The following is a 20,292-nucleotide window of genomic DNA, read 5'->3' on the forward strand; positions in this document are numbered from 1 at the left end:
CAAACGTAGAATTATGCTTGCAAAAAGTAACGTGTAGCAACATTTAAATAACCGCCGTGTATGCGTTTTCACTTGGTTCGCAGGGTTTGGGAGAAGGCTCTGAGAGCACTGACGCAGATACCGGTGCTGAGCCATCGACCCCAGCCCTTCCGTATAAGGCATCTCGCGGCCTGTCTGCTGCTGGGCGTGGTCAGCTTTGCGGTGTACAACGCGAATATGCGCTCTATAGGCGCGGGCGACAACTATCCAGCGCGCTACCTGCCACTGTCGCTGTGGAAATACACCACCCTGAGCCTGGACCCCGTTGCTGACCTGGTGGCACAAGGGCACAGGCTGCCCAGCAAGCCTGGCGAGATTGGCAAAGCTGGCTGGGTGGTGCGCGGCACGGACGGACGCCTGTTCTCGCTCTATCCCATTGTCACCCCCTTGCTGGTAGCGCCGCTGTACCTTCCCGCTGCGCTGTATCTGTCGTACTGGGACTGGGCCCCTGCGCATGTGGATTCGGTGGCCCGCATCATGGAAAAGCTCGTGGCCTCGCTCGTCGCATCGGCTTCGGTGATGCTGATATACCTCTTGCTGCTGCGCCAATGCAGTGGCCGCATGGCAATGGGGCTGGCGCTGGCCTATGCCTTTGGCACCAGCACCTGGGTGATCAGCAGCCAGGCGCTGTGGATGCATGGTGTGGCCCAATTGCTGGTGACTTGCGCGCTATGGATTGCTACCAGTGAGCGCTGCACTCCCAGGCGGGCCTGGGCCTATGGCCTGGTATGCAGTCTGATTGCCTGTAACCGCCAGCCCGACACGTGGCTGGCACTGGGCTTTGCCGCCTACGCGCTGGTCTGGGCACGGGGGCACTACCGGCTGTTTCTGGCCGGCGCCTTGCCACCGGCGCTGCTGACCCTGGCCTACAACCTGTGGTGGGTGGGCTCATACATGGGCGGCTACTACGTTTTTGTGCTGAACCACAGCACCGATGCCTCCTGGCTGGGCCTGCCCGAAGGGGTCGCCGCCTTGCTGTTCAGCCCCGTGTATGGGTTGTTGGTGTTCTCGCCATTCTTGCTGCTGCTGCCGCTGCGCGGGTCCGCCATCTGGCGCCTTAGCCGCTGGCGCTTACTGGCCATGGTGATGGTGGCGGCGGTGGTGCTGCAGATTCTGTTCTATGCGGCTGCGCACTGGATCCAGGGCATCAGCTGGGGAAGCCGTTTTTTGACCGACATGCTGCCCATCCTGGTCTGGTTGCTGCCGCCCGCGTTGCTGGGTCTGTCTGCTTGGGGTAGAGGGGCATTCACGCTGGCTGTGCTGGCGGCGGTGGTTGCAGAAGCCATTGGGGCCTTTGGCTACACTGGGCAAGCCCATGCGGCCTATATTGAGCGCCAGGGCGCAGTCACAGTGGCCGAGCGTTTTGCCGCGCAAAAGCGTGCGGCCTGGCAGTTGCAGAACTCGCCGTTACTCAGCCATCCGAGGTTGCTGCATGACCTGGGCTGGCTGCTGCACGGCGGGGTGGAACAGGTCAGTCTCAGCAATGACGACCAGGTGGTTGTGGAGGGCTGGGCGCTGGCGGGGGGCCGTACACCGTATGACTTGCACCTGCTTGTCGATGGCCAGCCATGGCCTGCCGCCACGGCCCAGTTTGCGCCCCGCAAGGGGCAAGGGGCGGGGGCAGGCCAGGCACCAGCGAGCGGCTGGGCGCTGACCTTTCCGCGTGGCAATTTGGCCTTGGGTGAGCATGCGTTCAGCGCTCTGGTGCGGGCAAGTGCCGATACCCAGCCCCGGTTGCTGCCCGTCACCATGCACCGCGTAGCCGCTGCACCGCAGGCCTCTGGCCGCTTGCCCGGAGCGCATGGATCGATCGACACGGCCCAGGTAACCGCTGGTGACGCCGTCGATGTGGCCGGCTGGGCCCTGGTCGATGGGCAGACCCCTGCCGGTGTCGCGGTACTGCTGGACGGCGGCCAGGTGCTGGCCAGCAGCAAGGCGTTTTTCACGCGCCCGGACGTGGTGCAGTCGCTGGGCATCGCGAATGCAGCAGGCTGGCGGCTGCGTTTTCCGGTCGGCACTTTGGCGGCTGGCAAGCACCGGCTGCGTGTGCTGGTGACGCCGGTGTCGGGCGCGCCTGTCTACTTGGCGGCCAGTGCGGAATTTGAGGTCACTCGGCCAGCACCCGTAATGCCATCCCAGGGCAGCCCGCTGTCCGAAGCGGCGCGCTACGCGGCCCAGATGTTGGCCTACCGGCAGCAAGAAGGCGGTTACTGGCTGACCGAGCACACCCAGACTGCCATGTTCCGCCAGCCCGCGCCAGAGCTGAATATCTTTGCCAATGCGCAGATCGTGGACATTCTGACGCCCGTGGCGGCGGCTGCTGAGGTGCAGCCGATGGTGGCGCGTACGCGCCAATTTCTGCAGCAGCAGATCGAAAGCACCGGCCTAGTGCGCTACCACGGCAACCCCGCGCTGCCGACCCACGGCAGCCTGAGCTGCAAGATCACACCGGATGCCGATGACACAGCCCTGGTTTGGCGTCTGGCGCCATTGGCCGATACCGCGTTGCAGGACAGAGCGCTGGCGACACTGCAGCGGTTCCGCAACAGCGATGGCCTTTACCGGACTTGGTTGGCCCCGCGCGAAGATTACGAATGCATAGATCCAGGCAGAGACCCCAATCCGGTCGATATCGGCATCCAGATCAATGTGTTGCGCTGGCTGTGCGAAGTGCAGCCGCCCGCCGCCCAAGCCTTGTGCCAGGCACTGCAGCAGCGGGCAGGAGATGCGAACTTGTGGGTCTACTACCAACGGGCACCGGCGGTGGTGCGCTGGTCGCGTGATGGCTTGCAGCGTGCTGGCTGCACGCTGTCGTTGCCTGAGGGACTGCTGAGCACCTCGGTGCCTGGCCAGCAGCGCTGGCTGGATCTTATTGACCGCATCCACCGCCTGGGCGCACCACAGCGCTCGCAACCCACGCCAGCGGAGCGAGCCGCCGACGCGCAGATGCTGGCGAGCCTGGCAGCCGACGGCTTTGCGGCAATGCGGCAGGAGCCGCTGCTCTTCTACCACAACGACCTGACTGCCACGGTTAGCCGCTATTACTGGTCGCAAGAGATGGCCTATGCGCTGTGGCTACGGCTTTATTACGAGCATCTGGGCCAGGCGCAGGGAGATGCACCGCCTTCTGGCCGACAAGACCCAGGTGGACGCCATGGCTGAGGCCCGCCAGCCCACTGCTGGCGCCCGCCAGTTCCTCCAGCCGCAATGGCTTCGCCTGTTGGCCAGTATCCGGCTCGGCGAGGTGCTGGTGTTGCAAGGCACCCCGCTGATGGGTGGCATCTTGGCACTGGGCAACCTTGCGCCATGGCATGGGTGGACCATAGGCTGGCAAGGCCTGTGGCTGGTGACTGCCAACCTCTTGTTTGTGGCGCATGTGTTTGTCGCCAACGATTGGGCCGGCATTGATGCGGATTTGCGCGACCCCCAGCGCCAGGGCCTTACTTTCGTGAATCAGGGCGTAGGGCGGCGCCTGTTTGGTTGGCTGGGCGTGGTGCTGTTTGTGGGCGCCCTCCTGGCGCTGCTGCCTCTGGGCTTCCAGGCGCTGCTCCTGGGGCTGGCGCTCTGCGCCGCCAGCGCGCTGTATTCGCTGCCTCCTTGGCAACTGAAGGGCCGGCCACTGTGGAGCTCGCTAATGCATTTGCTGGGAGGCAGCCTGCACTTTCTGCTGGGCTGGGTGGCATTTGCGCCCATCCATGGCCCCAGTCTTGCGATCAGCGCATATTTTGGTCTGGTGTTTGCGGCCGGCCACCTGGTGCATGAGGCCCGAGGTGTGCAGGGTGACTGTCTCAATGGCATCCAGACCAATGCCGTTCGCTTTGGCGCCAAGCGCTGTTTTGTAGCCGCGTTTGTGCTGTTCAGCGCCGCCTACCTGCTGCTCGCCGTGCTGTGCCTGCGCCAACTGCTGCCCACCGCGCTGCTGCTGTCGGTCTGCCTCTACCCCCTGCATGTCTGGGCGACCTGGCAGGCCTACCGGCAGCAACTGAGTTACCTGAGCCTGCTGCGTCTGCAAAAGTGCTACCGAGCCATGTATGCGCTGACAGGTATGTTGATCCTGGGGGCGGTGTTATTTAATAGGGCTATAGAGTGATTCAGCGAAACCGCGTTGGCATTGGTAGGGGAGTACTGTATGTATCTGTCACATCTGCAACGTGACCACCCAAATTCGCCGTCTTATACGATAATTCACGATGTTTCACAAAGTGAATCTGGTAAACATCTGATATCCGTACAGGCGCTCCAGTGCAGGTCTGGGGTGTGTTTGCCAAGGCATCCCCTGGCATATCCATGATTCCGAACAGCCGGCGCACTATTTTTACCATCTGCTCGAACAACTACCTGCCCATGGCCAGGGTGTTGCTCCAAAGTGCGGGCCAACAGCATCCCGAAGCAGATATCTATCTTTGCCTGGCCGATGCGCTATTGGAAGAGCCCGACTTTTATGCGGGCGACTTTGAGGTGGTCACCGCCGAGGCGCTGGGCATTCCGGATTTTCGGGAGTTTGCGTTTCGCTACGGGATCATGGAATTCAACACGGCGGTGAAGCCGTTCATGTTCCGCTACCTGATGGCGCAGGGCTATAACCAGATGGTCTACCTCGACCCGGATATCGAGGTGATGGCGCCGCTAGTCCATGTCTTTGCCTTGCTGGACGATGGCGCTTCCCTGGTGCTGACCCCGCACCTGACCCGGCCCGCGGAGCGGGACGCGTTTCCGGACGATGTGGGCATCATGCGCGCGGGGGTTTTCAACCTGGGTTTTCTGGCGGTGAGTGCATGCCCGGAGGCCGAACGCATCATGGCCTGGTGGGGCGGACGGCTGCAGTACCAATGTGTTAACGAGCCCGAGCGCGGCCTCTTTGTCGACCAGAAGTTCATGGACCTGGTACCGGGCTTTGCCGCGGATGCTCGCATTCTGCGCGAGCCGGGCTACAACCTGGCGTACTGGAACCTGCACCAGCGCAACCTTCAAAAGCACGGCAATGGCTGGACGGTCGATGGTGAGCCGCTGCGGTTTTTCCATTTCAGCGGCATTGACCCGGCAGACCTGCGGCAGCTCTCCAAATACACCACGGCCTTTGGCCCCGGCGCCATCTCCCCTGCATTGGCGGCCCTGATGCAGCGCTATGCTAAGCAGGTGCTGGCGAATGGCCATGGCCGCGTGCCAGCGGCCAGCTATGTCTATGGACGGTTTGCCTCGGGCACGCTGATCCCCGATGCCGTGCGCCGCATGTTCCGGGATGGGCACCGCTGCTGGTCGGGCGGCGATCCTTTTGAGACCTATGAGGCCTACCTGCAACTGCCCAGCCCCCACAGCCCCCTGTGTGGCAAAGGTTATGTTACGCGGCTGATGGCAGGGTTGCATGCGCGCGAGGCCTGGTTGCAGCAGACCTTTGACCTGCGTTCCACGCAAGGGGTCGCTGCCTATATTGACTGGTTCTGTCTGCATGCCCGCACCCAACTGGGCGATGCACGCTTGGTGGAGCCGGTGCAGCTGCGAGCGGCGCGCGTGTCCGTTGCGCTGCCGCCAGTGCGCATGCCAGTGCCGGCCTCGCTTGGCGAGGCACAGTTGACTGTGGTGGGCTACCTGCAGGTGGCATCGGGCGTTGGGGAGGCTGGGCGGCAGACGCTGAGGGCCGCGATGCATGCGGGTTTTCGCGCGCAGGGCCTGGCGATCCGGCCACCTTCCTTGCCTGAGGCAGTCGACGTGGAGCAGGAGCCCTGGATCACCGAGGCCCAAGCCGCCCAAGTGCAGATCTTCAATGTGAATGCCGACCAGTTGCCCACGGTCATCCGCGACCTGGCGGACCGCTTGCCGCGCAACAGCTGGCGGTCGGTGGTGCCATTTTGGGAGCTGGAGCATTTTCCGGATGACTGGATGCCAGCCTTCGACCTGGTGGATGAGGTGTGGGCCCCGACACGCTATGTGCAGAAAATGCTGGTCAACCGTTTGAACAAGCCGGTGCTGTATATGCCGCCGCAACTGAGCTTTGTGCCGCCGCCGCCGGCACCGCGAGCGCAGTGGGGCGTGCCCGAGCGGGCCTTTGTGTTCTTCTTTGCATTTGATTTTCTGTCTTATGTCGAACGCAAAAATCCACAGGCCTTGTTGCGTGCGTTCCGCGATGCCTTTCCGTCCCAGGGAGCCGCAGAGGTTTGCCTGGTCATCAAGACGCTGAACGGCCACCAGGCCGGCGCGCACAGCCAGGCCTTGTTGGAGACGCTGCAGCGCGATCCCGGCGTGGTATTGGTCGACCAACTGCTAAGCCGTGCGCAGAGCCTGCAGTTGATGGCCTGCTGCGACGCCGTAGTATCGCTGCATCGCAGTGAGGGGCTGGGCTTGCTGGTGGCTGAGGCCATGCAGCTGGGGCTGCCTGTGGTGGCGACTGACTATTCGGCCACTACCGAGCTTGTTTCTCCCTCCACCGGATGGCCGGTGGCCTGCAAGCTGTGCCCTGTGCCGGAAGGTGCTTATCCCTACCACGAAGGGCAGGTGTGGGCCGAGCCGGATATGGAGCATGCTGCCTGGCAAATGCGGCAGGTCTACCTGCACCGTGCCGAGGCCGCGCGCCGTGCCGGCCATGCGCGTGCGCGGCTGGAGGCAGAATTTGGCGCCGATGCCACTGCACAGCGGCTGCGCCGCCGGCTTGCAGCATTACTGGCCGGTGGCGAGCGCTTGGGAGATGCGGCATGACGGAACAGGCCAGCACCCCAGCAGCGACCACGATGCGGCGCTGGCTCGTCGTTGGTGATATCGGCGGCGCGGCGCAGTTCCATGTCGGTGACGAGGCCATGTTTGCTGCCAATCTGCAACTCCTGCAGCGCCTGTGCCCGCAAGCGCAGCGCATAGCCGTCTCCCGGGATCCGGCATTCACGGCGGCCACCTATGGCATCGCGGCCGTGCCGCGCCTGGGCTTTGCCGATTGCGCGGATGAGGCCGAGCGCGAAGCCTTGCTGGCGCAGCTCTGCGCAGCTTCGCATGCCCATTGGACGCAGCGCAGGCCCGCCGCGATGGAGGCTTTGCGTAATGCGCAGGATGGCCTGCTCATCTCCGGTGGTGGCAACCTGCGCAGCACCTGGCCGGCTTTTTTGTACGAACGCCTGGCCTTGGCGCGCCATGCACAGCGCCTTGGTGCGCCCGTCGTGGTCCTGGGCCAGACCCTGGGCCCGGAGCTGACCCACCGCCACCGCGCCATGCTAGCCGAGCTGCTGGCGATGGCTACGTGGGTCGGGGTGCGAGAGCAGCCCAGCTACCAATTGGCGCTGGCGCTGGGCGTGGATGCCAGCCGGCTGTCTCTGCAGCTGGATGATGCCCATGGACTTTGGCAGCAGCCCATTCGCGATGGCTATCTGCCGCAGCCCTTTGCGTTGGACCGGCCCTGGATGGCGCTGAGTTTTCATCCACTTTGCGATCTGAGCCGCAACGATCGCTTACTCGACAGCCTCGCCCAGCAGCTGGAGCAGGCGGCGCGGTTGACCGGCTGTAGCCCGGTGTTCATCCCCCATGCAAGGGCAGATGCAGCCTATGGCGCGCCCTGGTCCGATGAGGATATGGGTCGGGCGCTGGCGGCGCGCATGCGTCATACCCCCATGCTGCTGCTGCCTGTGATGTTGCCGGAGCAGGTGGCATGGCTCACCGCACAGGCCCATCTGGTGATCAGCTCGCGCTACCACCCGCTGGTGTTTGGCCTGGCGGCTGCCAAGCCTTGTCTGGGTGTCTGGAGCGACCAGTACACCCGCACCAAACTGCGAGGCGCCTTGGAGCATCACGGCAGCGCCCATGCCGCCTGCAATGTGCAAGAGCTGGGTGAAGGCTTGCTGATCCGCCGCCTTGCCGCGTTATGGCAGGGCCGCCTAGCTTGGCAGGCCCACCTGGCCGCGCAAGGCCGGTTGCTGGCCGAAGACGAAGCGCGCAGGCAACAGGCGCTGGCGACCTTGCTGGTGACCGGCCAGAGGCTAGAAACGCCCATTCCTTCCATCGCTGTCGGCAAGTCCACCGCTGCGGTGGATGACACGCCGGCCAGCGCACCGCCTCTTTCTCCCGACGCTTTCCACAGGAGGTCTCCGATGCTTACCGAGGCAGACTGGCAACAATTCGCCCAAGACGGTTATCTGCACCTGGGCCAGGTGCTTGCGCCCGAGGCGCTGGAGGCATTGCGGCAGCGTGCCGATGCGCTGGCGCTGGGAGAGGTGTACAACCCGGGGGTGCAGATGCAGCTCGATACCGGTGGGGCCTACGAGGAGCTGCCCGGGGCCGTCGAACGCTTTGACGAAGGCACACTTCGTTACCGCAAGATCCAGGGGCTGGAGCATGACCCGCTGTACGCAAAGCTGATCGAGCAGCCGGTCTTCAGGACCATCTGCGCAGGCATGTATGGCGCGCATGCGGCGGTATCGATCTTCCGGGCGATGGTGATGAACAAGCCTGCCGGCCATGGCACCTTACTGCCCTGGCACCAGGATGGCGGCGCCGTCTGGCAGCTGGACCGTGACCCCTTGGTCACCATCTGGGTCGCGCTGGACGATGCCAATACCTCCAATGGTTGCATGGATGCGGTCCGGGGATCGCACCGGCTGGGCTTGCTCAGCACGCAGGGCAGCACCTTGACCGAAGACGCGGTGCGCGCGCATTGCCCACCCGAATTGACAGTGCCGCTGGAGGTGAAAGCCGGGCATGCGCTGCTGATGCACAACTGGCTGATCCACCGCTCGGGCCTCAATACGTCGCCCACGCCCCGGCGCGCCTTCACGATGTGCTGCATGGATGCGCGCACGCGCAACCTGCTGACCGGGACGCATTTTCCGGTGGTGTATGGCTCGCAAGTCAGTGCGCCCGATGCCTACGTGCAACAGCTGCAGGCGGACCTAGTCGCGCAGACTGAGCGATTTGACAATGCAGAGCGCTATGCCCAGGACCTGCTGGCGACCAATGACGAGCGCCAAGCGATGATCGATGAGGCCACGCAATATGCGCGCAGCCTCGAGGCCGAGCTGGCGCGTTGTCAGCAAGGTGGCAACGCTGCGCAAGACGTAAGGCGTGCCAGCGCTGCGGTGGCGCAGATGCGTGACGAGATTCTGGAATTGAACCATGCCCTCAAAACCGCGTATGAGCAGGGCGTTGGAGACGGGCACGAAATGGCGCGCTTGCGCCAGCAGGTGGTCGATTTGCATGCCAGCGTCGAGGCGCTGCACCAATCGGCTTCATGGCGCATCACCGCGCCACTGCGCCACTTGTATGAGCTCCTGGTGCTGCGCACGAAACGCTGATGGCCCCACGTAGCATCCCCCCCACAGAGCGACAGGCTCCGGAAAGCCGCTGGCAGCACCAGGCTCAGTTGCTGCTGCAGGACCTGTCGCAGTCGCTGCGGCAGTGGCCGCTGTGGACACATCTGGGCTGGCAAGATTTGCTGCGGCAGTACCGTCGGTCTGTATTGGGACCAGCCTGGATTGCCATCAATATGGCGATATTTACCGCTGCCTTTGGCTGGATCGGCTCACAGCTCTTCAACCAAAACCCCAAGACCTATGTGCCTTACTTCTGCCTGGGCAATGTGTTTTTCGGCTTTCTGACGACGATGTTCAATGAGGGCTGTCGTACCTATGTCGATGCAGCGGCCTTCCTCAAGCAGGCCGCTTACCCCAAGTTCAGCTTTGTGTTCCGAGTGATGTGGCGCAGCCTGCTGATGTTGCTGCATCAGCTGCCGCTGATCGTGGTGGTGCTCTGGTATGGCGGTAACCTGGGTGGCGCGCTGTGGCTGCTTTGGTTGGCAGGGCTGGCCCTGACCGTGCTCAGCGCCACGTTGGTGTTAGCCGTGTTGGCGGCACTGGCCACGCGCTACCGTGATGTGCCCATGGTGGTGGCCAGCGTGCTGCAAATCGCCTTTTTTGTGACCCCAGTGATGTGGCATGCCAGCCAACTGAGCAGCGAGCGCGCGCAGTTGCTGACCGCCCTCAATCCGCTGGCCGTTTGGCTGGATCTGATGCGCCAACCGCTGCTGGGAGCTGCGCCCCCGACCAGTACTTGGCTGGCGTCCGGGCTGGTGTTGGGACTTCTGCTGGTGGTGTGCAGCTTCACCTATCTGATTGCGCGCCGGCGTATCAATTACTGGCTCTAAGCCCTGCAAGACACCCCGAGGAGGCAGTATGCAACCCTTCATCCAGCTCCGCGATGTCGACATTGCGTTCCCTGTGTTTGATGCGCAAAGCCTGGGCCTCATCAATACGCTGGTGCGGTTCGGCGGCGTGCGTGGCAGGCGTGTTGCGGGGCCGGCGCCGATGCGCTCCGTGCAGGCCCTGCATGGCATCAACCTGTCTCTGCAGTCGGGCGACCGCATTGGCCTCATCGGCCACAACGGAGCGGGCAAGTCCACGTTGCTGCGGGTGCTATCCGGGGTGTATGAGCCGGTCCGGGGTGAGGTGTGCCAGCACGGCAGCGTCTCGGCACTGACTGACATCATGCTGGGCATGGACCCGGAGGCCTCGGGCCTCGATTTCATCATTACCCGTGGCATTGTGATGGGACTGTCGAAACGGCAGGCGGCTGACTGGGTAGAAGAGATTGGCGCCTTTACCGAGCTGAGCGAGCGGCTGCACATGCCCGTGCGTACCTATTCTGCAGGCATGCTGCTCAAACTCGCCTTTGCGGTGGCCACGGCGATCACGCCCGATATCTTGCTGATGGACGAGGTCGTGGGTGCCGGGGATGCCAAGTTCCAGGAGCGGGCGCAAAAGCGCCTGCATGCACTGATGTCGCGGGTGAGCATTCTCGTGGTGGCCAGCCATAACGAGCAGCTGCTCAAGTCCTTTTGCTCGCATGCGCTGGTACTGCGGCAGGGCACAATAGAGTACCGGGGCACGGTGGACGATTGCCTGGCTTACTACCATGCACATGCCTGAGCAGCCGCAGGGCAAGCAGCAGGCTGCCGTATCCCCATCACCGGATAGATAGCCAGAACAGGAAACCGATCACCATGGCCAGCCGCGCCCTGGTATGGATGCGCCGCGATTTGCGCTGCGATGACCATGCCGCTCTCTACCATGCCTTGCGCCGCTTCGAGCAGGTGTATTGCGTCTTCGTCTTTGACACCGACATCCTGGACCTGCTGCCAACGCGCGAAGACAGGCGGGTGGACTTTATCCATGCCAGCGTGCTGGCGCTGGACGAGGACCTGCGCCAGTTGGCGGCGGGCAGCGGTGCGCCTGGTGGTGGATTGTTGGTGCGCCATGGGTCTGCCGCGCAAGAGGTGGTGCAACTGGCGCGCACGTTGGGCGTGCAGGAGGTACTGACCAACCGCGACTACGAGCCCGAGGCCATCGCCCGTGACGCGCGCGTGGCTGGCGATCTGCAAGCGGCCGGCATTGCCTTTAGCGATTACAAGGACCAGGTGCTGCTGGACCACGATGAGGTACTGACCCAGCAGGGCCATCCCTACCGCGTGTTCACCCCCTACAAGCGCGCCTGGCTGCAAAAGCTCGATGCCTTCCAGTGCCAGGCCTACCCGGTGGCGCGCTATGCCGGGCATCTGGCCGCGCTGCCCCAGGGCGAAGCGATACCGTCGCTCGCCGATCTGGGTTTTGCGCCCAGCAATCTGGCATCGCTCAAGATACCTACCGGCAGCCGGGGCGCGCAGCAGCTGCTCCAGGATTTTTTGCCGCGCATGGCGGCCTACCAGGAGGCGCGGGATTTTCCGGCGGTCAAGGGCGTCTCCTACCTGTCGGTGCATCTGCGCTTTGGCACCGTGTCGATCCGCCAACTGGCCGCCCTGGCCGTGGCGCAAGCGCGTACCGGCTGCGAAGGCGCGCAGACCTGGCTGTCCGAGCTGGCCTGGCGCGACTTCTACGCGATGATTCTTTGGCACCACCCGCAGGTGGTGACCCAGTCGTTCCGCCCCATCTACGACAAGGTGCAGTGGGACGATGCGCCCGAGCTGTGGCAGGCCTGGTGCGAGGCGCGCACCGGCTACCCGCTGGTGGACGCCGCGATGCGCCAGCTGCTGCAGACCGGCTATATGCACAACCGTTTGCGCATGGTGGTGGCCAGCTTTTTGACCAAGGACCTGGGCATTGACTGGCGCGCGGGCGAGCGCTTTTTTGCCCAGCACCTCAATGACTATGACCTGTCATCGAACAACGGCGGCTGGCAGTGGGCGGCCTCGACCGGCTGCGATGCCCAGCCCTGGTTCCGCATCTTCAACCCCATCACCCAGTCGGAGCGCTTCGACCCGGATGGCAAGTTCATCCGCCGCTACTTGCCCGAGCTGGCCAAGGTGCCGGACCGGTACATCCACTTTCCTGCGGCGATGAAGCCGCTGGAGCAGCAGGCCTGCGGTCTGCAACTGGGGCGCGACTACCCGCAACCGGTGGTGGACCACGGCCGGGCACGCGAGCGGACCTTGATGCGGTTTCACTTCATGAAGAATCCGGATTGACGGAGCAGCCTGGCTGCAACTGCGCTAACGCGCAGGCCCGCGCCGTCTCTTGATCAGCGCGGCGCAGTGACCCTGGCTACCGGAAGCCGCATCGCGATGCGCCGCTCGGGCGGCTGCCCATGCAAGGCCTCCGCGTCCAGGGTGTCTTGCAGACGTGGCCCCGGCTGCGGCAGCTGCTCAAAGCCCCGTTTGGCATAGGCAGGCGCACACCACGCGAGGTCTGAGAAGGTCGTCAACGTCAGCGCGCTCAAACCCTGCGTGATCGCATGCCGGTAAGCACTGTCGATGAGCAGGGTGGCAATGCCTCTGCGCTGCCAGTCCGCGTGGACGGATAGCTCCCAGAGGTGAAGCTCGGTGCCGAAGATCTCGGTGCTGATGAAGCCGGTCAGAATGCCGTTATCGGCCTCGGCCACCCATACCGATTGCTGGAGGATGCGGCTTTCATGCTCAGCCTGCGCGATCAGGGGGCCATCTGCCAGCCAGGCTAGGTCAGCCGCACTGCCATACAGCTGTGCGGCAGACTTTTCAATGGCTGGCAAATCTGCAGCGTCTCTGAGGCGGGCAGGGCGGATCAACATACAGGGGCTCCTGAGGCATAAACGTGCGCTGTGGGGAGGAGGGCTCACGGCCTGGCATTGTAGTTCTGGGCTGCGGACCCAGAATGCGCTGCTGCCGAGCCGCATCCTGCGCGCCGCTCAGCATTTGCATGGGGTCATCACGACTGGCTCCGTGCAAGACCCCTCAAAAATCAATCAATCTTCAAACCAATCGCGCTGAACATCGCGCCATAGCGGTCCAGCTCGTCCTTGCTGCGCACGCCTAGCGTGGTCAGACGCCCCCTGGCATCGGCATCGTTGAGCGCTTCTTGCAGAGCCCGATTCAGTTGGGCGAGGACCCCGGGGCTGGTTTTGGCGGGCGCTCGATGCTGGCCATGGCCAGGGGGCGTACGTAGGCTGATGTGATCAGCGGCGTGGCGCTGGTCTTCAGCAACCACCCGTTAGTCACTGTCGTGCTGGTTGCTCCCTAGGGACCCTCTGCAAAACTCCCTGCCGTGGGCTGAACGCGGCCTCGGGCGATCCGCGCTACTTCCTGGCGTTCTGCAGCGCGATCAGCCTGCGGTATTTATCGAAGGTCCTGCTGACGTCGGTGGATGCTGCAGGCACATAGCGTTTGGGTTTGGCGCCTGCCAGTGCGACCAGGGGGCGCGTGGGCATCGTCAGCATCGGTGGGGTGGTGGGGGATGGCATGGTTGTCTCCGTCGATGGCCTTGATGTTGCGTGGCCCGCAGCGCAAAAAATGTCGGCGGTTGCCGCGAGTGACTGTCCCCAGCCGTGCCATGTGAAACAAGCTGCTCTAGCTATGTTATGTTTCCACTAATTTCAGGATGACTGCAAACGGCCGGACGGAGGGCCGGAGGCACAGACCTGATTGTCCTGGCGATGCGCCCGAAGAGGAGGCTGTATGAGATCCCGTGCAAAGTCTTTGTCGGAACTGCAGATCACCGTCGTCACACCTGACCAGAGCAAGCTGTTCAGGATGGCGTATCTGGCGGGCATCACCGATGCTGCGGCCATCTTCAACGTAGACAGTGCGCTGGTTGCCAGCGACGAGGCGGCAGCCCGGATTACGCAGGCGCTCGATGACGCGGTCACCGCATTCGAAGAAGACTGCCTCTCGGTCGGGCCCGGCCATCTGGCGCCGGAATCCGATACCTGACTAGCCTCCGATGCCCTGCCAGCCCCGCACCACATGCGGGGCTTTTTATTGCTTTCGCAGCTACCCGCGTACCGCAACGGCCCTATACCTTCATCGGGCATCGTGGAGAGTACCTGTTGATAAACATACAATGAAACGGTCGTCACAAATTTCGATACACAATGGATTCCATAAAATGGTTGCTGCTGACTTATAAAGTCCCGGCCGAACCCACCGCCAAGCGGATGGCGCTATGGCGGCGCCTCAAGGCGCTCGGCGCGGTATACCTGCAAAACGGCGTATGTCTGTTGCCCAAGACCGACGACCATGTGCGCCGCCTCAAGGTGCTGGAGAATGACATCGCGGCCATGGATGGGGACTGTGTGCTGCTGGAAACGGTGGCGCTGGACCGCTTGCAGGAGGACAAGGTCATCACCCGCTTCAAGGCCGACCGGGATGACCAGTACCGCGAGCTGCTGGGCCGTTGCCAGGATTTCGAGGCCGAGATCGCCAAGGAAATCGCGATCGAGAAGTTCACCTATGCCGAGCTGGACGAAGAAGAGACCGATCTGAAGAAATTGCAGGCCTGGTACGAGAAGATCCGCAAGCTGGATTTCTACGATGCACCGTTGGCCGTGACAGCGGCCGAGCGGCTGCAGCACTGTGAAGCCTTGCTGGAGGCCTACGCCCAACGGGTGTATGACGCGCATGACGAAAACCGTTGAAACCCCCCAGCCCGCAGACGACAGCGCATTGCCGCGCGGGGCGCGAGCGGTGCCGCGCAGCGTCTGGGCGCTGGGCTTTGTCTCGATGCTGATGGATATCTCGTCGGAAATGGTCCACGCGCTGCTGCCCATCTACATGGTGGCCGTGCTGGGCACCTCGGTGCTGGCGGTGGGGCTGATCGAAGGCATCGCCGAGGCGACGGCCTCGATCGTCAAGGTGTTCTCCGGCGCCATCAGTGACCGCTTTGGCAAGCGCAAGCTGCTGGCCGTGCTGGGCTATGGCCTGGGCGCGCTGACCAAGCCGGTGTTTCCGCTGGCCGGCGGCCTGGAATGGCTGGTGGGCGCGCGCTTTGTGGATCGCGTGGGCAAAGGCATACGCGGCGCTCCACGCGATGCGCTGGTAGCCGATGTGACGCCGCCGCATCTGCGTGGCACCGCTTATGGTCTGCGCCAGACCCTGGACACCATCGGCGCCTTCACCGGTCCCTTGCTGGCCATCGGCCTGATGTGGTGGACGGCTGACAACTACCAGCAGGTGTTCTGGCTGGCGGTGTTGCCCGCATTTGCGGCGGTGGCCGTGCTGGTATTTTTTGTGAAGGAGCCTGCCGCGCCGGTCGCCCCCAGACCCCGCCAGTGGCCACTGTGCAAGCGCGAACTGCTGCGCCTGCCCAGCGCCTATTGGATGGTGGTGGGACTGGGTCTGGTGTTCACGCTGGCACGCTTCAGCGAGGCGTTTCTGATCTTGCGTGCACAGTCGGCAGGTCTGCCGCCGATGTGGGCGCCTGCGGTGCTCGTCGTGATGGGCATCGCCTATGCGCTGTCCGCGTATCCAGCGGGGGTGCTGTCGGACCGCCGTCCCCGGCAGGATGTACTGCTCGCGGGCCTGGGGCTGTTGATGGCTGCCGATCTGGTGCTGGCTTTTGTACCGGGAGTTTTGGGTCTGGGGCTGGGCGTGGCGCTGTGGGGCCTGCATATGGGGTTCAGTCAGGGCTTGCTCAACGCGATGGTTGCCGACAGCGCGCCCGCTGAACTGCGGGGCGCTGCCTTTGGCATTTTCCATTTGCTCACCGGTGTGGCGCTGCTGCTGGCCAGCGTGATTGCCGGCCTTCTCTGGGATACCCTCGGCTACCGGGGCACCTTTGTCTGTGGTGCAGGTTTTGCGCTGCTGGCAGCGCTGGGCTTGCTGCTGCAACGCCGGCGCGCCGGGGCTTGATGGGGCTCCGAAGCCGGTGCGCGCAGGGCGCGGGCCGGGCTGGCCGAACAGGTTGAACGTCGGCTTCTGCGCCAAAACATGCCAAGTCCTCATGACAACTGCGGACAGCTTTGGTCTGCAGGCCCCTGCAATGGTCTGATTTTCCACGCAACAACGCCGCGCCAGGCATGCCTGACGCGGCGTATTCATCAGCGCGTAGCGCTTCAGCCCTGGTTGGTCTGCTTGTAAGACCGGTTGGCACGCTCCCACGCTGCCTTCACGGCAGGCTCTGCCTGGGTCCAACCCAGGCGGCTCTCAGCGCGCTCGGCTTCCCAACGGCGTTCCCAATCGCTGCGGGCATCGTTCCAATCGACAATGCCGTCGCGCACCGATTGGTAGCCCGCGCGGTAGGCGGGGGCATAGTCATCGTAGGTATAGCCTTGCGCAAAATAGGGCTCGCGCTGGTAGGCATCGGCCCAGTAGGCGTCTTCTGCCGTTGGGTTCACCGCTTCTGCAGCACCCTTGCCTGCCAAGCCGCCAATCACGGCGCCGACCACACCGCCGACAGCGGTGCCAATTGGCCCGGCGACCGAGCCGGCAGCTGCGCCGGTAACGGCGCCACCTGCGGCACCGATACCCGTGCCAATCGGATGCGCGCCTGGCTCATCGGTGATCGGATCGGGGTTCAGGTTGTTGTTGGGGTCATGGGGATGGGTCATGTCGTGCTCCTGAGTGGATATACCGATTGATTGGGCGGATCCCGCATCGGGTGCAGGTCTCCGTCCTCGCCACTCCATGGTGCAACGCAGCCCTGGCGCACACCGTAGGACAAGCGCAGCAGCACCAGTACGACGGACCTGCGCAGCCCTGTCAACGCTGCCTTGCAGGCTGTCGCCTGGGACCACAGCAGCGCAGGGCGTTTGCCTGACAGACGGAAATGGCGGCGCTGCGCACACTGGAGCTGGCGCAGCTGCGTGCACTTTGCATGCGCACCGGCATGCACGCACTGCCACAAATCTTCCTCAACGATGACCCAGAAACCGATGCCATGATCCGATTGCAGTTCTCTTTGGAGCTTGCCTACACGGTACTGACTCCGAGCGCCGACTTCTTCTTCAACTTTCATCCCGCCTTCACCGCGCACCAGACCGTGGCGCATGAACGGCTGACCGTCAACCAAAGCGGTGCCACCTGGGCGCTGCAGCAGGACGCCGCCGGCCAGCGCAGCATGCGGCTGCAGGCCCAGACCGGTCCGCTTCAAGTCAACTACGAAGCAACGGTGGAGATGCGCCACTACAGCGATGACCCTGCGCAGATTGCCGAGGTACCCGTCTACCAGTTGCCGCTGGAGGTGTTGCACTACATCTACCCCAGCCGATACTGCCAATCTGACCGGCTTGCGGGCTTTGCCTACGACCTGTTCGGGAATCTGGCTCCCGGCTATGCGCGCGCTCAAGCCGTGTGTGACTGGGTGCAGCGGCATGTGAAGTTCCGCTCCAACAGCTCATGCGGCACGACCTCGGCGATGGACACCCTAGTCGATTGTGTGGGCGTCTGCCGCGATTTTGCCCACCTGATGATCGCGCTGTGCCGTGCCATCAACCTGCCAGCCCGTTTTGTGACCGGTACCGACTATGGCGCCGATCCGAAGCTGGGGCCTCCGGACTTTCATGCCTATGTCGAGGTCTACCTGGGTGGCCGTTGGTACCTGTTCGACCCCTCGGGCACGGCCATCCCGATGGGCATGATGCGGCTGGCCACCGGGCGCGACGCAGCCGACGCTGCGTTTGCAACGATCTTCGGCGGCGTCACCAGCGAGCCGCCGCGCATCGAGGTGGTAGCCGAGCAGGACGGCGCGCAGTGGCAGATGCCTGTGCATACCACTCAGGGTTTGTCGACTGCGCAGGTGTGATGCCTTGCAGACACGCGCCACTCAGTGGGCGCTCAAGCCCACTGCGGGCCCACGCTTGTTGGTATGTAAGCCGGCGCTCATTGACAGCGGCTACTTCACGCAGTAGGGCCTAAGCGCGAGTCAGCATCAAAAAGGGGGCGAATTTCAACACTAGGCGTCCAGATTCCACGCGCTCACAAGCTTTTTTGCTTCAGATGGCGCGAGTCTGGTCACCCATTTGTATGAATTAAACAACTCCCATCTACATACGAGACACATTTTAGGTATCCAAGGGTAAACGAATTGTTAATTCTGTGACAATTCTTGCGCAAATCTTACCCTTTGGAAATCCATGAACTTATTTAAAGAGTTGTTTAAGCGATGGGCTGCTGCCAAACGCGCTATCGCGGCAGCCATGTTCGCAGTGCTTGCGGCGTTACCGGGCATCGCATTGGCCCAAGAGGTGCTCTACCTCACACCGGATAAAGCCACCCCGGATAACTTCAACATCCTGACCTTTACCGCTGGAGGTTTGACCAATCGCTTCGGCAAGGCTGGCGAAGGTTGGGTGGATGGCCGGGGTTGGCTGTCACAGGAAGCCCCGTTGAATCCCACTATCTTTGACGGCAAGAAGCTGGTGGTGGTAACGACGGTATTTGAGCCGCTGAACGTCAACCAGATTGAAGTGCTGAAAACGGCGATGACAACACGCCCCGAAACCGCGTTTGTCATCTTCTCCGATGGCTGCTGCGCGGTCAGTGGCAATCTGACGCCGATCGTGAAAATTCTCAACGATGCCACCCAATGGGGTATCAGCCTCCCTGCGACACAGGTGGGTGGCAAGGTCGCGGCACCCCTCAATACTGCCTCTCCGTACCAGGCCAGCTTCAGCAGCCTGAACCCGTTGCAGGGCGCGGCGTATCTGACCATCAGCAATGTGCCGACCCCTAACGCGCTGTACCTGCCGCAAGGCACTGCCGTTCCGGTGGTTGCAGCGCGTACCTCCGCCTATGGTTTCTTTGTGCCGAAATCTGCGATGAACGGGGGAAGCTGCACCTTCCTGACTGCAGATGCCTCGCCTTTTGGTACCGATAGCGACACCACCCAGGCCCGCTCCAACGAGATCATCAGTGCGTTCGCCAAGGCGGCATTGGATGAAGATGGTGCTTGCAATCAGGCGGTGCCCGATGTGGATCTGGCTGTCAGCTTCACCGGCCCTGCTGCGCTGGCCGCCACGCCCCAAACCTATATGTTGCAAGTGAAGAACTTAGGCAACACCGCCAGCACCGCGCAGGCGATGGCCACCGTGACGCTGCCCGCTGGCTACACCGCCCAGCCATTGCCAAACGGCTGCACCAGCCTGGCGGCGCCGCAAAATGGGTTTGCATGCACGGTCCCGCCTCTGGCCGCATTGGCTGGGCAGATCAGCTACAGCATCGATATGGTACGTGCCACCGGTGCCGCGCCGGCCACGAGCACGGCGTTTGTCAACCCCGTCGTGAACGGCGAGACGGTGACGGCGAACAACACGTCCACGTTGCTGTTCACCACCGCTGCCGATGTGCGCATCGACCTGGCTGGCCTGCCTGCTTCCGGCAAGCAGGGTGATGCCTACAGCGGCAGCTTCCAATGCACGAACAGTGGCACAGCAGCGATGGCCAATGCCGTCTGCACCGTCACCGGCCTGCCTGCGGGTGTGCAGATCGCCGCATGTTCGAGCAACGGCGCCGCCTGGACGTCTCCCGCTACGATTCCTGAAGGTCAGACTGTTGTCTGCCAGGTCAGCGGTACCGCTACGCAGGAGAGCGTTTTCCCGGTGCAGGGCACCGGTGGCAGCACCACGGCGGCTACCGATGTGACCATCGCCGCGCCAACGCCAGACCCTGTTCCGACACCTGTACCTGAGCCAGCGCCACAGCCGGTTCCTGAGCCTGAACCCGTCCCAGAACCTGGCGCCGCCATCCCTGTGCCATCGCTGTCGCAGTGGGGCCAATGGCTGCTGAGCGGTCTGCTGGTAGCGCTGGGCTTGGTGGTGGTGCGCCGCAAGCATGGTCAGCGCTGATGGGTGAGTGATAGCTGCGGTGCGGGCCTGGGTTTGCACGGTGGCAGGGCGTTGTGGACTGGTTACCATGCCCCAAGCCTCGGTGTTCAGTCCCTGCGCTGAGTGCTGCAAGCATTTACGAGTCGCGTCTCCAGGGACGACTGCTTGATTGATAGGGCGCAGAGCTTTGTGATTTATGCAGCGTCTGCACTCAACCAAAAAAATGCCGCCCCTGTGGGGGCGGCATTGCATTTAAGAAGAAAGCCGATCCTGAAAATCAGGGTG

At 63.2% G+C, this 20,292-nt stretch carries 16 protein-coding genes; 12 read left to right on the forward strand and 4 right to left on the reverse strand.

Annotated elements, in window-relative coordinates; all coding sequences use genetic code 11:
* The first annotated feature begins 123 nt into the window (after positions 1 to 123).
* From ACCQ08_RS13595 to ACCQ08_RS13625, 7 genes are all read left to right on the forward strand, one after another.
* A complete protein-coding gene (locus tag ACCQ08_RS13595) occupies positions 124 to 3,201 on the forward strand; it encodes a hypothetical protein (RefSeq protein ID WP_373450098.1) in 3,078 nt (1,025 codons plus the stop codon).
* A complete protein-coding gene (locus ACCQ08_RS13600) occupies positions 3,155 to 4,129 on the forward strand; it encodes a UbiA family prenyltransferase (protein WP_373450099.1) in 975 nt (324 codons plus the stop codon). The genes ACCQ08_RS13595 and ACCQ08_RS13600 overlap by 47 nt, the downstream gene beginning before the upstream one ends.
* Positions 4,130 to 4,326: 197 nt before the next feature.
* Positions 4,327 to 6,729, forward strand: coding sequence for a glycosyltransferase (locus ACCQ08_RS13605; protein ID WP_373450100.1), 2,403 nt, complete (start codon positions 4,327 to 4,329; stop codon positions 6,727 to 6,729).
* Positions 6,726 to 9,302, forward strand: a complete 2,577-nt coding sequence (locus tag ACCQ08_RS13610; protein WP_373450101.1) for a phytanoyl-CoA dioxygenase family protein — start codon at positions 6,726 to 6,728, stop codon at positions 9,300 to 9,302. The genes ACCQ08_RS13605 and ACCQ08_RS13610 overlap by 4 nt, the downstream gene beginning before the upstream one ends.
* Entirely contained in the window at positions 9,302 to 10,150 is an 849-nt protein-coding gene (locus tag ACCQ08_RS13615; protein ID WP_312451122.1) for an ABC transporter permease, read from the forward strand. Before ACCQ08_RS13610 ends, ACCQ08_RS13615 begins: the two co-directional genes overlap by 1 nt.
* 28 nt (positions 10,151 to 10,178) lie before the next feature.
* Positions 10,179 to 10,931, forward strand: a complete 753-nt coding sequence (locus ACCQ08_RS13620) for an ABC transporter ATP-binding protein (RefSeq protein WP_373450102.1) — start codon at positions 10,179 to 10,181, stop codon at positions 10,929 to 10,931.
* Between the two features lie 74 nt (positions 10,932 to 11,005).
* A complete protein-coding gene (locus ACCQ08_RS13625) occupies positions 11,006 to 12,463 on the forward strand; it encodes a deoxyribodipyrimidine photo-lyase (RefSeq protein ID WP_373450103.1) in 1,458 nt (485 codons plus the stop codon).
* Positions 12,464 to 12,516: 53 nt separating this feature from the next.
* Here the strand turns inward: ACCQ08_RS13625 and ACCQ08_RS13630 are convergent, their stop codons facing one another.
* The 3 genes from ACCQ08_RS13630 to ACCQ08_RS13640 all read right to left on the reverse strand — a co-directional run bounded on the left by ACCQ08_RS13630 (position 12,517) and on the right by ACCQ08_RS13640 (position 13,710).
* A complete protein-coding gene (locus ACCQ08_RS13630; RefSeq protein WP_373450104.1) occupies positions 12,517 to 13,041 on the reverse strand; it encodes a GNAT family N-acetyltransferase in 525 nt (174 codons plus the stop codon).
* 170 nt (positions 13,042 to 13,211) lie between these two features.
* Positions 13,212 to 13,457, reverse strand: a complete 246-nt coding sequence (locus tag ACCQ08_RS13635; RefSeq protein ID WP_373450105.1) for a hypothetical protein — start codon at positions 13,455 to 13,457, stop codon at positions 13,212 to 13,214.
* 88 nt (positions 13,458 to 13,545) lie between these two features.
* Positions 13,546 to 13,710 carry a hypothetical protein gene (locus ACCQ08_RS13640; RefSeq protein WP_373450106.1) on the reverse strand — a complete coding sequence of 55 codons (165 nt, stop codon included), beginning with the start codon at positions 13,708 to 13,710 and terminating at the stop codon, positions 13,546 to 13,548.
* A 214-nt stretch (positions 13,711 to 13,924) separates the two neighbouring features.
* On the opposite strand from ACCQ08_RS13640, the gene ACCQ08_RS13645 reads away from it, so the two are divergent.
* The 3 genes from ACCQ08_RS13645 to ACCQ08_RS13655 all read left to right on the forward strand — a co-directional run bounded on the left by ACCQ08_RS13645 (position 13,925) and on the right by ACCQ08_RS13655 (position 16,096).
* On the forward strand, positions 13,925 to 14,179 hold the full coding sequence (locus ACCQ08_RS13645; protein ID WP_373450107.1) for a hypothetical protein: 255 nt from the start codon (positions 13,925 to 13,927) through the stop codon (positions 14,177 to 14,179).
* 161 nt (positions 14,180 to 14,340) lie between these two features.
* On the forward strand, positions 14,341 to 14,883 hold the full coding sequence (locus tag ACCQ08_RS13650) for a Chromate resistance protein ChrB (RefSeq protein ID WP_239812316.1): 543 nt from the start codon (positions 14,341 to 14,343) through the stop codon (positions 14,881 to 14,883).
* Positions 14,867 to 16,096: an MFS transporter gene (locus ACCQ08_RS13655; RefSeq protein ID WP_373450108.1), complete on the forward strand. Its 1,230-nt coding sequence runs from the start codon at positions 14,867 to 14,869 to the stop codon at positions 16,094 to 16,096. Before ACCQ08_RS13650 ends, ACCQ08_RS13655 begins: the two co-directional genes overlap by 17 nt.
* 203 nt (positions 16,097 to 16,299) lie before the next feature.
* On the opposite strand, the gene ACCQ08_RS13660 is transcribed toward ACCQ08_RS13655, so the two are convergent.
* The gene (locus ACCQ08_RS13660; RefSeq protein ID WP_312409311.1) at positions 16,300 to 16,794 is read right to left on the reverse strand and encodes a hypothetical protein; all 495 of its coding nucleotides are present in this window, start codon (positions 16,792 to 16,794) and stop codon (positions 16,300 to 16,302) included.
* A 278-nt stretch (positions 16,795 to 17,072) separates the two neighbouring features.
* On the opposite strand from ACCQ08_RS13660, the gene ACCQ08_RS13665 reads away from it, so the two are divergent.
* Together ACCQ08_RS13665 and ACCQ08_RS13670 are read left to right on the forward strand one after the other, a co-directional pair.
* Entirely contained in the window at positions 17,073 to 17,987 is a 915-nt protein-coding gene (locus ACCQ08_RS13665) for a transglutaminase family protein (RefSeq protein ID WP_312451139.1), read from the forward strand.
* 394 nt (positions 17,988 to 18,381) lie between these two features.
* On the forward strand, positions 18,382 to 20,028 hold the full coding sequence (locus ACCQ08_RS13670; protein ID WP_373450109.1) for an IPTL-CTERM sorting domain-containing protein: 1,647 nt from the start codon (positions 18,382 to 18,384) through the stop codon (positions 20,026 to 20,028).
* Positions 20,029 to 20,292: the final 264 nt, after the last annotated feature.

Origin of the sequence: Comamonas sp. SY3 (assembly GCF_041730275.1) — a bacterium.
GTDB lineage: Bacteria > Pseudomonadota > Gammaproteobacteria > Burkholderiales > Burkholderiaceae_C > Comamonas > Comamonas sediminis.

Coding starts and splice junctions, on each gene's coding strand:
- ACCQ08_RS13610 (WP_373450101.1), top strand. CDS start 6,726: ATGACGGAACAGGCCAGCACCCCAGCAGCGACCACGATGCGGCGCTGG.
- ACCQ08_RS13640 (WP_373450106.1), bottom strand. CDS start 13,710: ATGCCATCCCCCACCACCCCACCGATGCTGACGATGCCCACGCGCCCC.
- ACCQ08_RS13670 (WP_373450109.1), top strand. CDS start 18,382: ATGTTCGCAGTGCTTGCGGCGTTACCGGGCATCGCATTGGCCCAAGAG.
- ACCQ08_RS13645 (WP_373450107.1), top strand. CDS start 13,925: ATGAGATCCCGTGCAAAGTCTTTGTCGGAACTGCAGATCACCGTCGTC.
- ACCQ08_RS13600 (WP_373450099.1), top strand. CDS start 3,155: ATGCACCGCCTTCTGGCCGACAAGACCCAGGTGGACGCCATGGCTGAG.
- ACCQ08_RS13630 (WP_373450104.1), bottom strand. CDS start 13,041: ATGTTGATCCGCCCTGCCCGCCTCAGAGACGCTGCAGATTTGCCAGCC.
- ACCQ08_RS13625 (WP_373450103.1), top strand. CDS start 11,006: ATGGCCAGCCGCGCCCTGGTATGGATGCGCCGCGATTTGCGCTGCGAT.
- ACCQ08_RS13660 (WP_312409311.1), bottom strand. CDS start 16,794: ATGACCCATCCCCATGACCCCAACAACAACCTGAACCCCGATCCGATC.
- ACCQ08_RS13620 (WP_373450102.1), top strand. CDS start 10,179: ATGCAACCCTTCATCCAGCTCCGCGATGTCGACATTGCGTTCCCTGTG.
- ACCQ08_RS13605 (WP_373450100.1), top strand. CDS start 4,327: ATGATTCCGAACAGCCGGCGCACTATTTTTACCATCTGCTCGAACAAC.
- ACCQ08_RS13650 (WP_239812316.1), top strand. CDS start 14,341: ATGGATTCCATAAAATGGTTGCTGCTGACTTATAAAGTCCCGGCCGAA.
- ACCQ08_RS13655 (WP_373450108.1), top strand. CDS start 14,867: ATGACGAAAACCGTTGAAACCCCCCAGCCCGCAGACGACAGCGCATTG.
- ACCQ08_RS13615 (WP_312451122.1), top strand. CDS start 9,302: ATGGCCCCACGTAGCATCCCCCCCACAGAGCGACAGGCTCCGGAAAGC.
- ACCQ08_RS13665 (WP_312451139.1), top strand. CDS start 17,073: ATGCACGCACTGCCACAAATCTTCCTCAACGATGACCCAGAAACCGAT.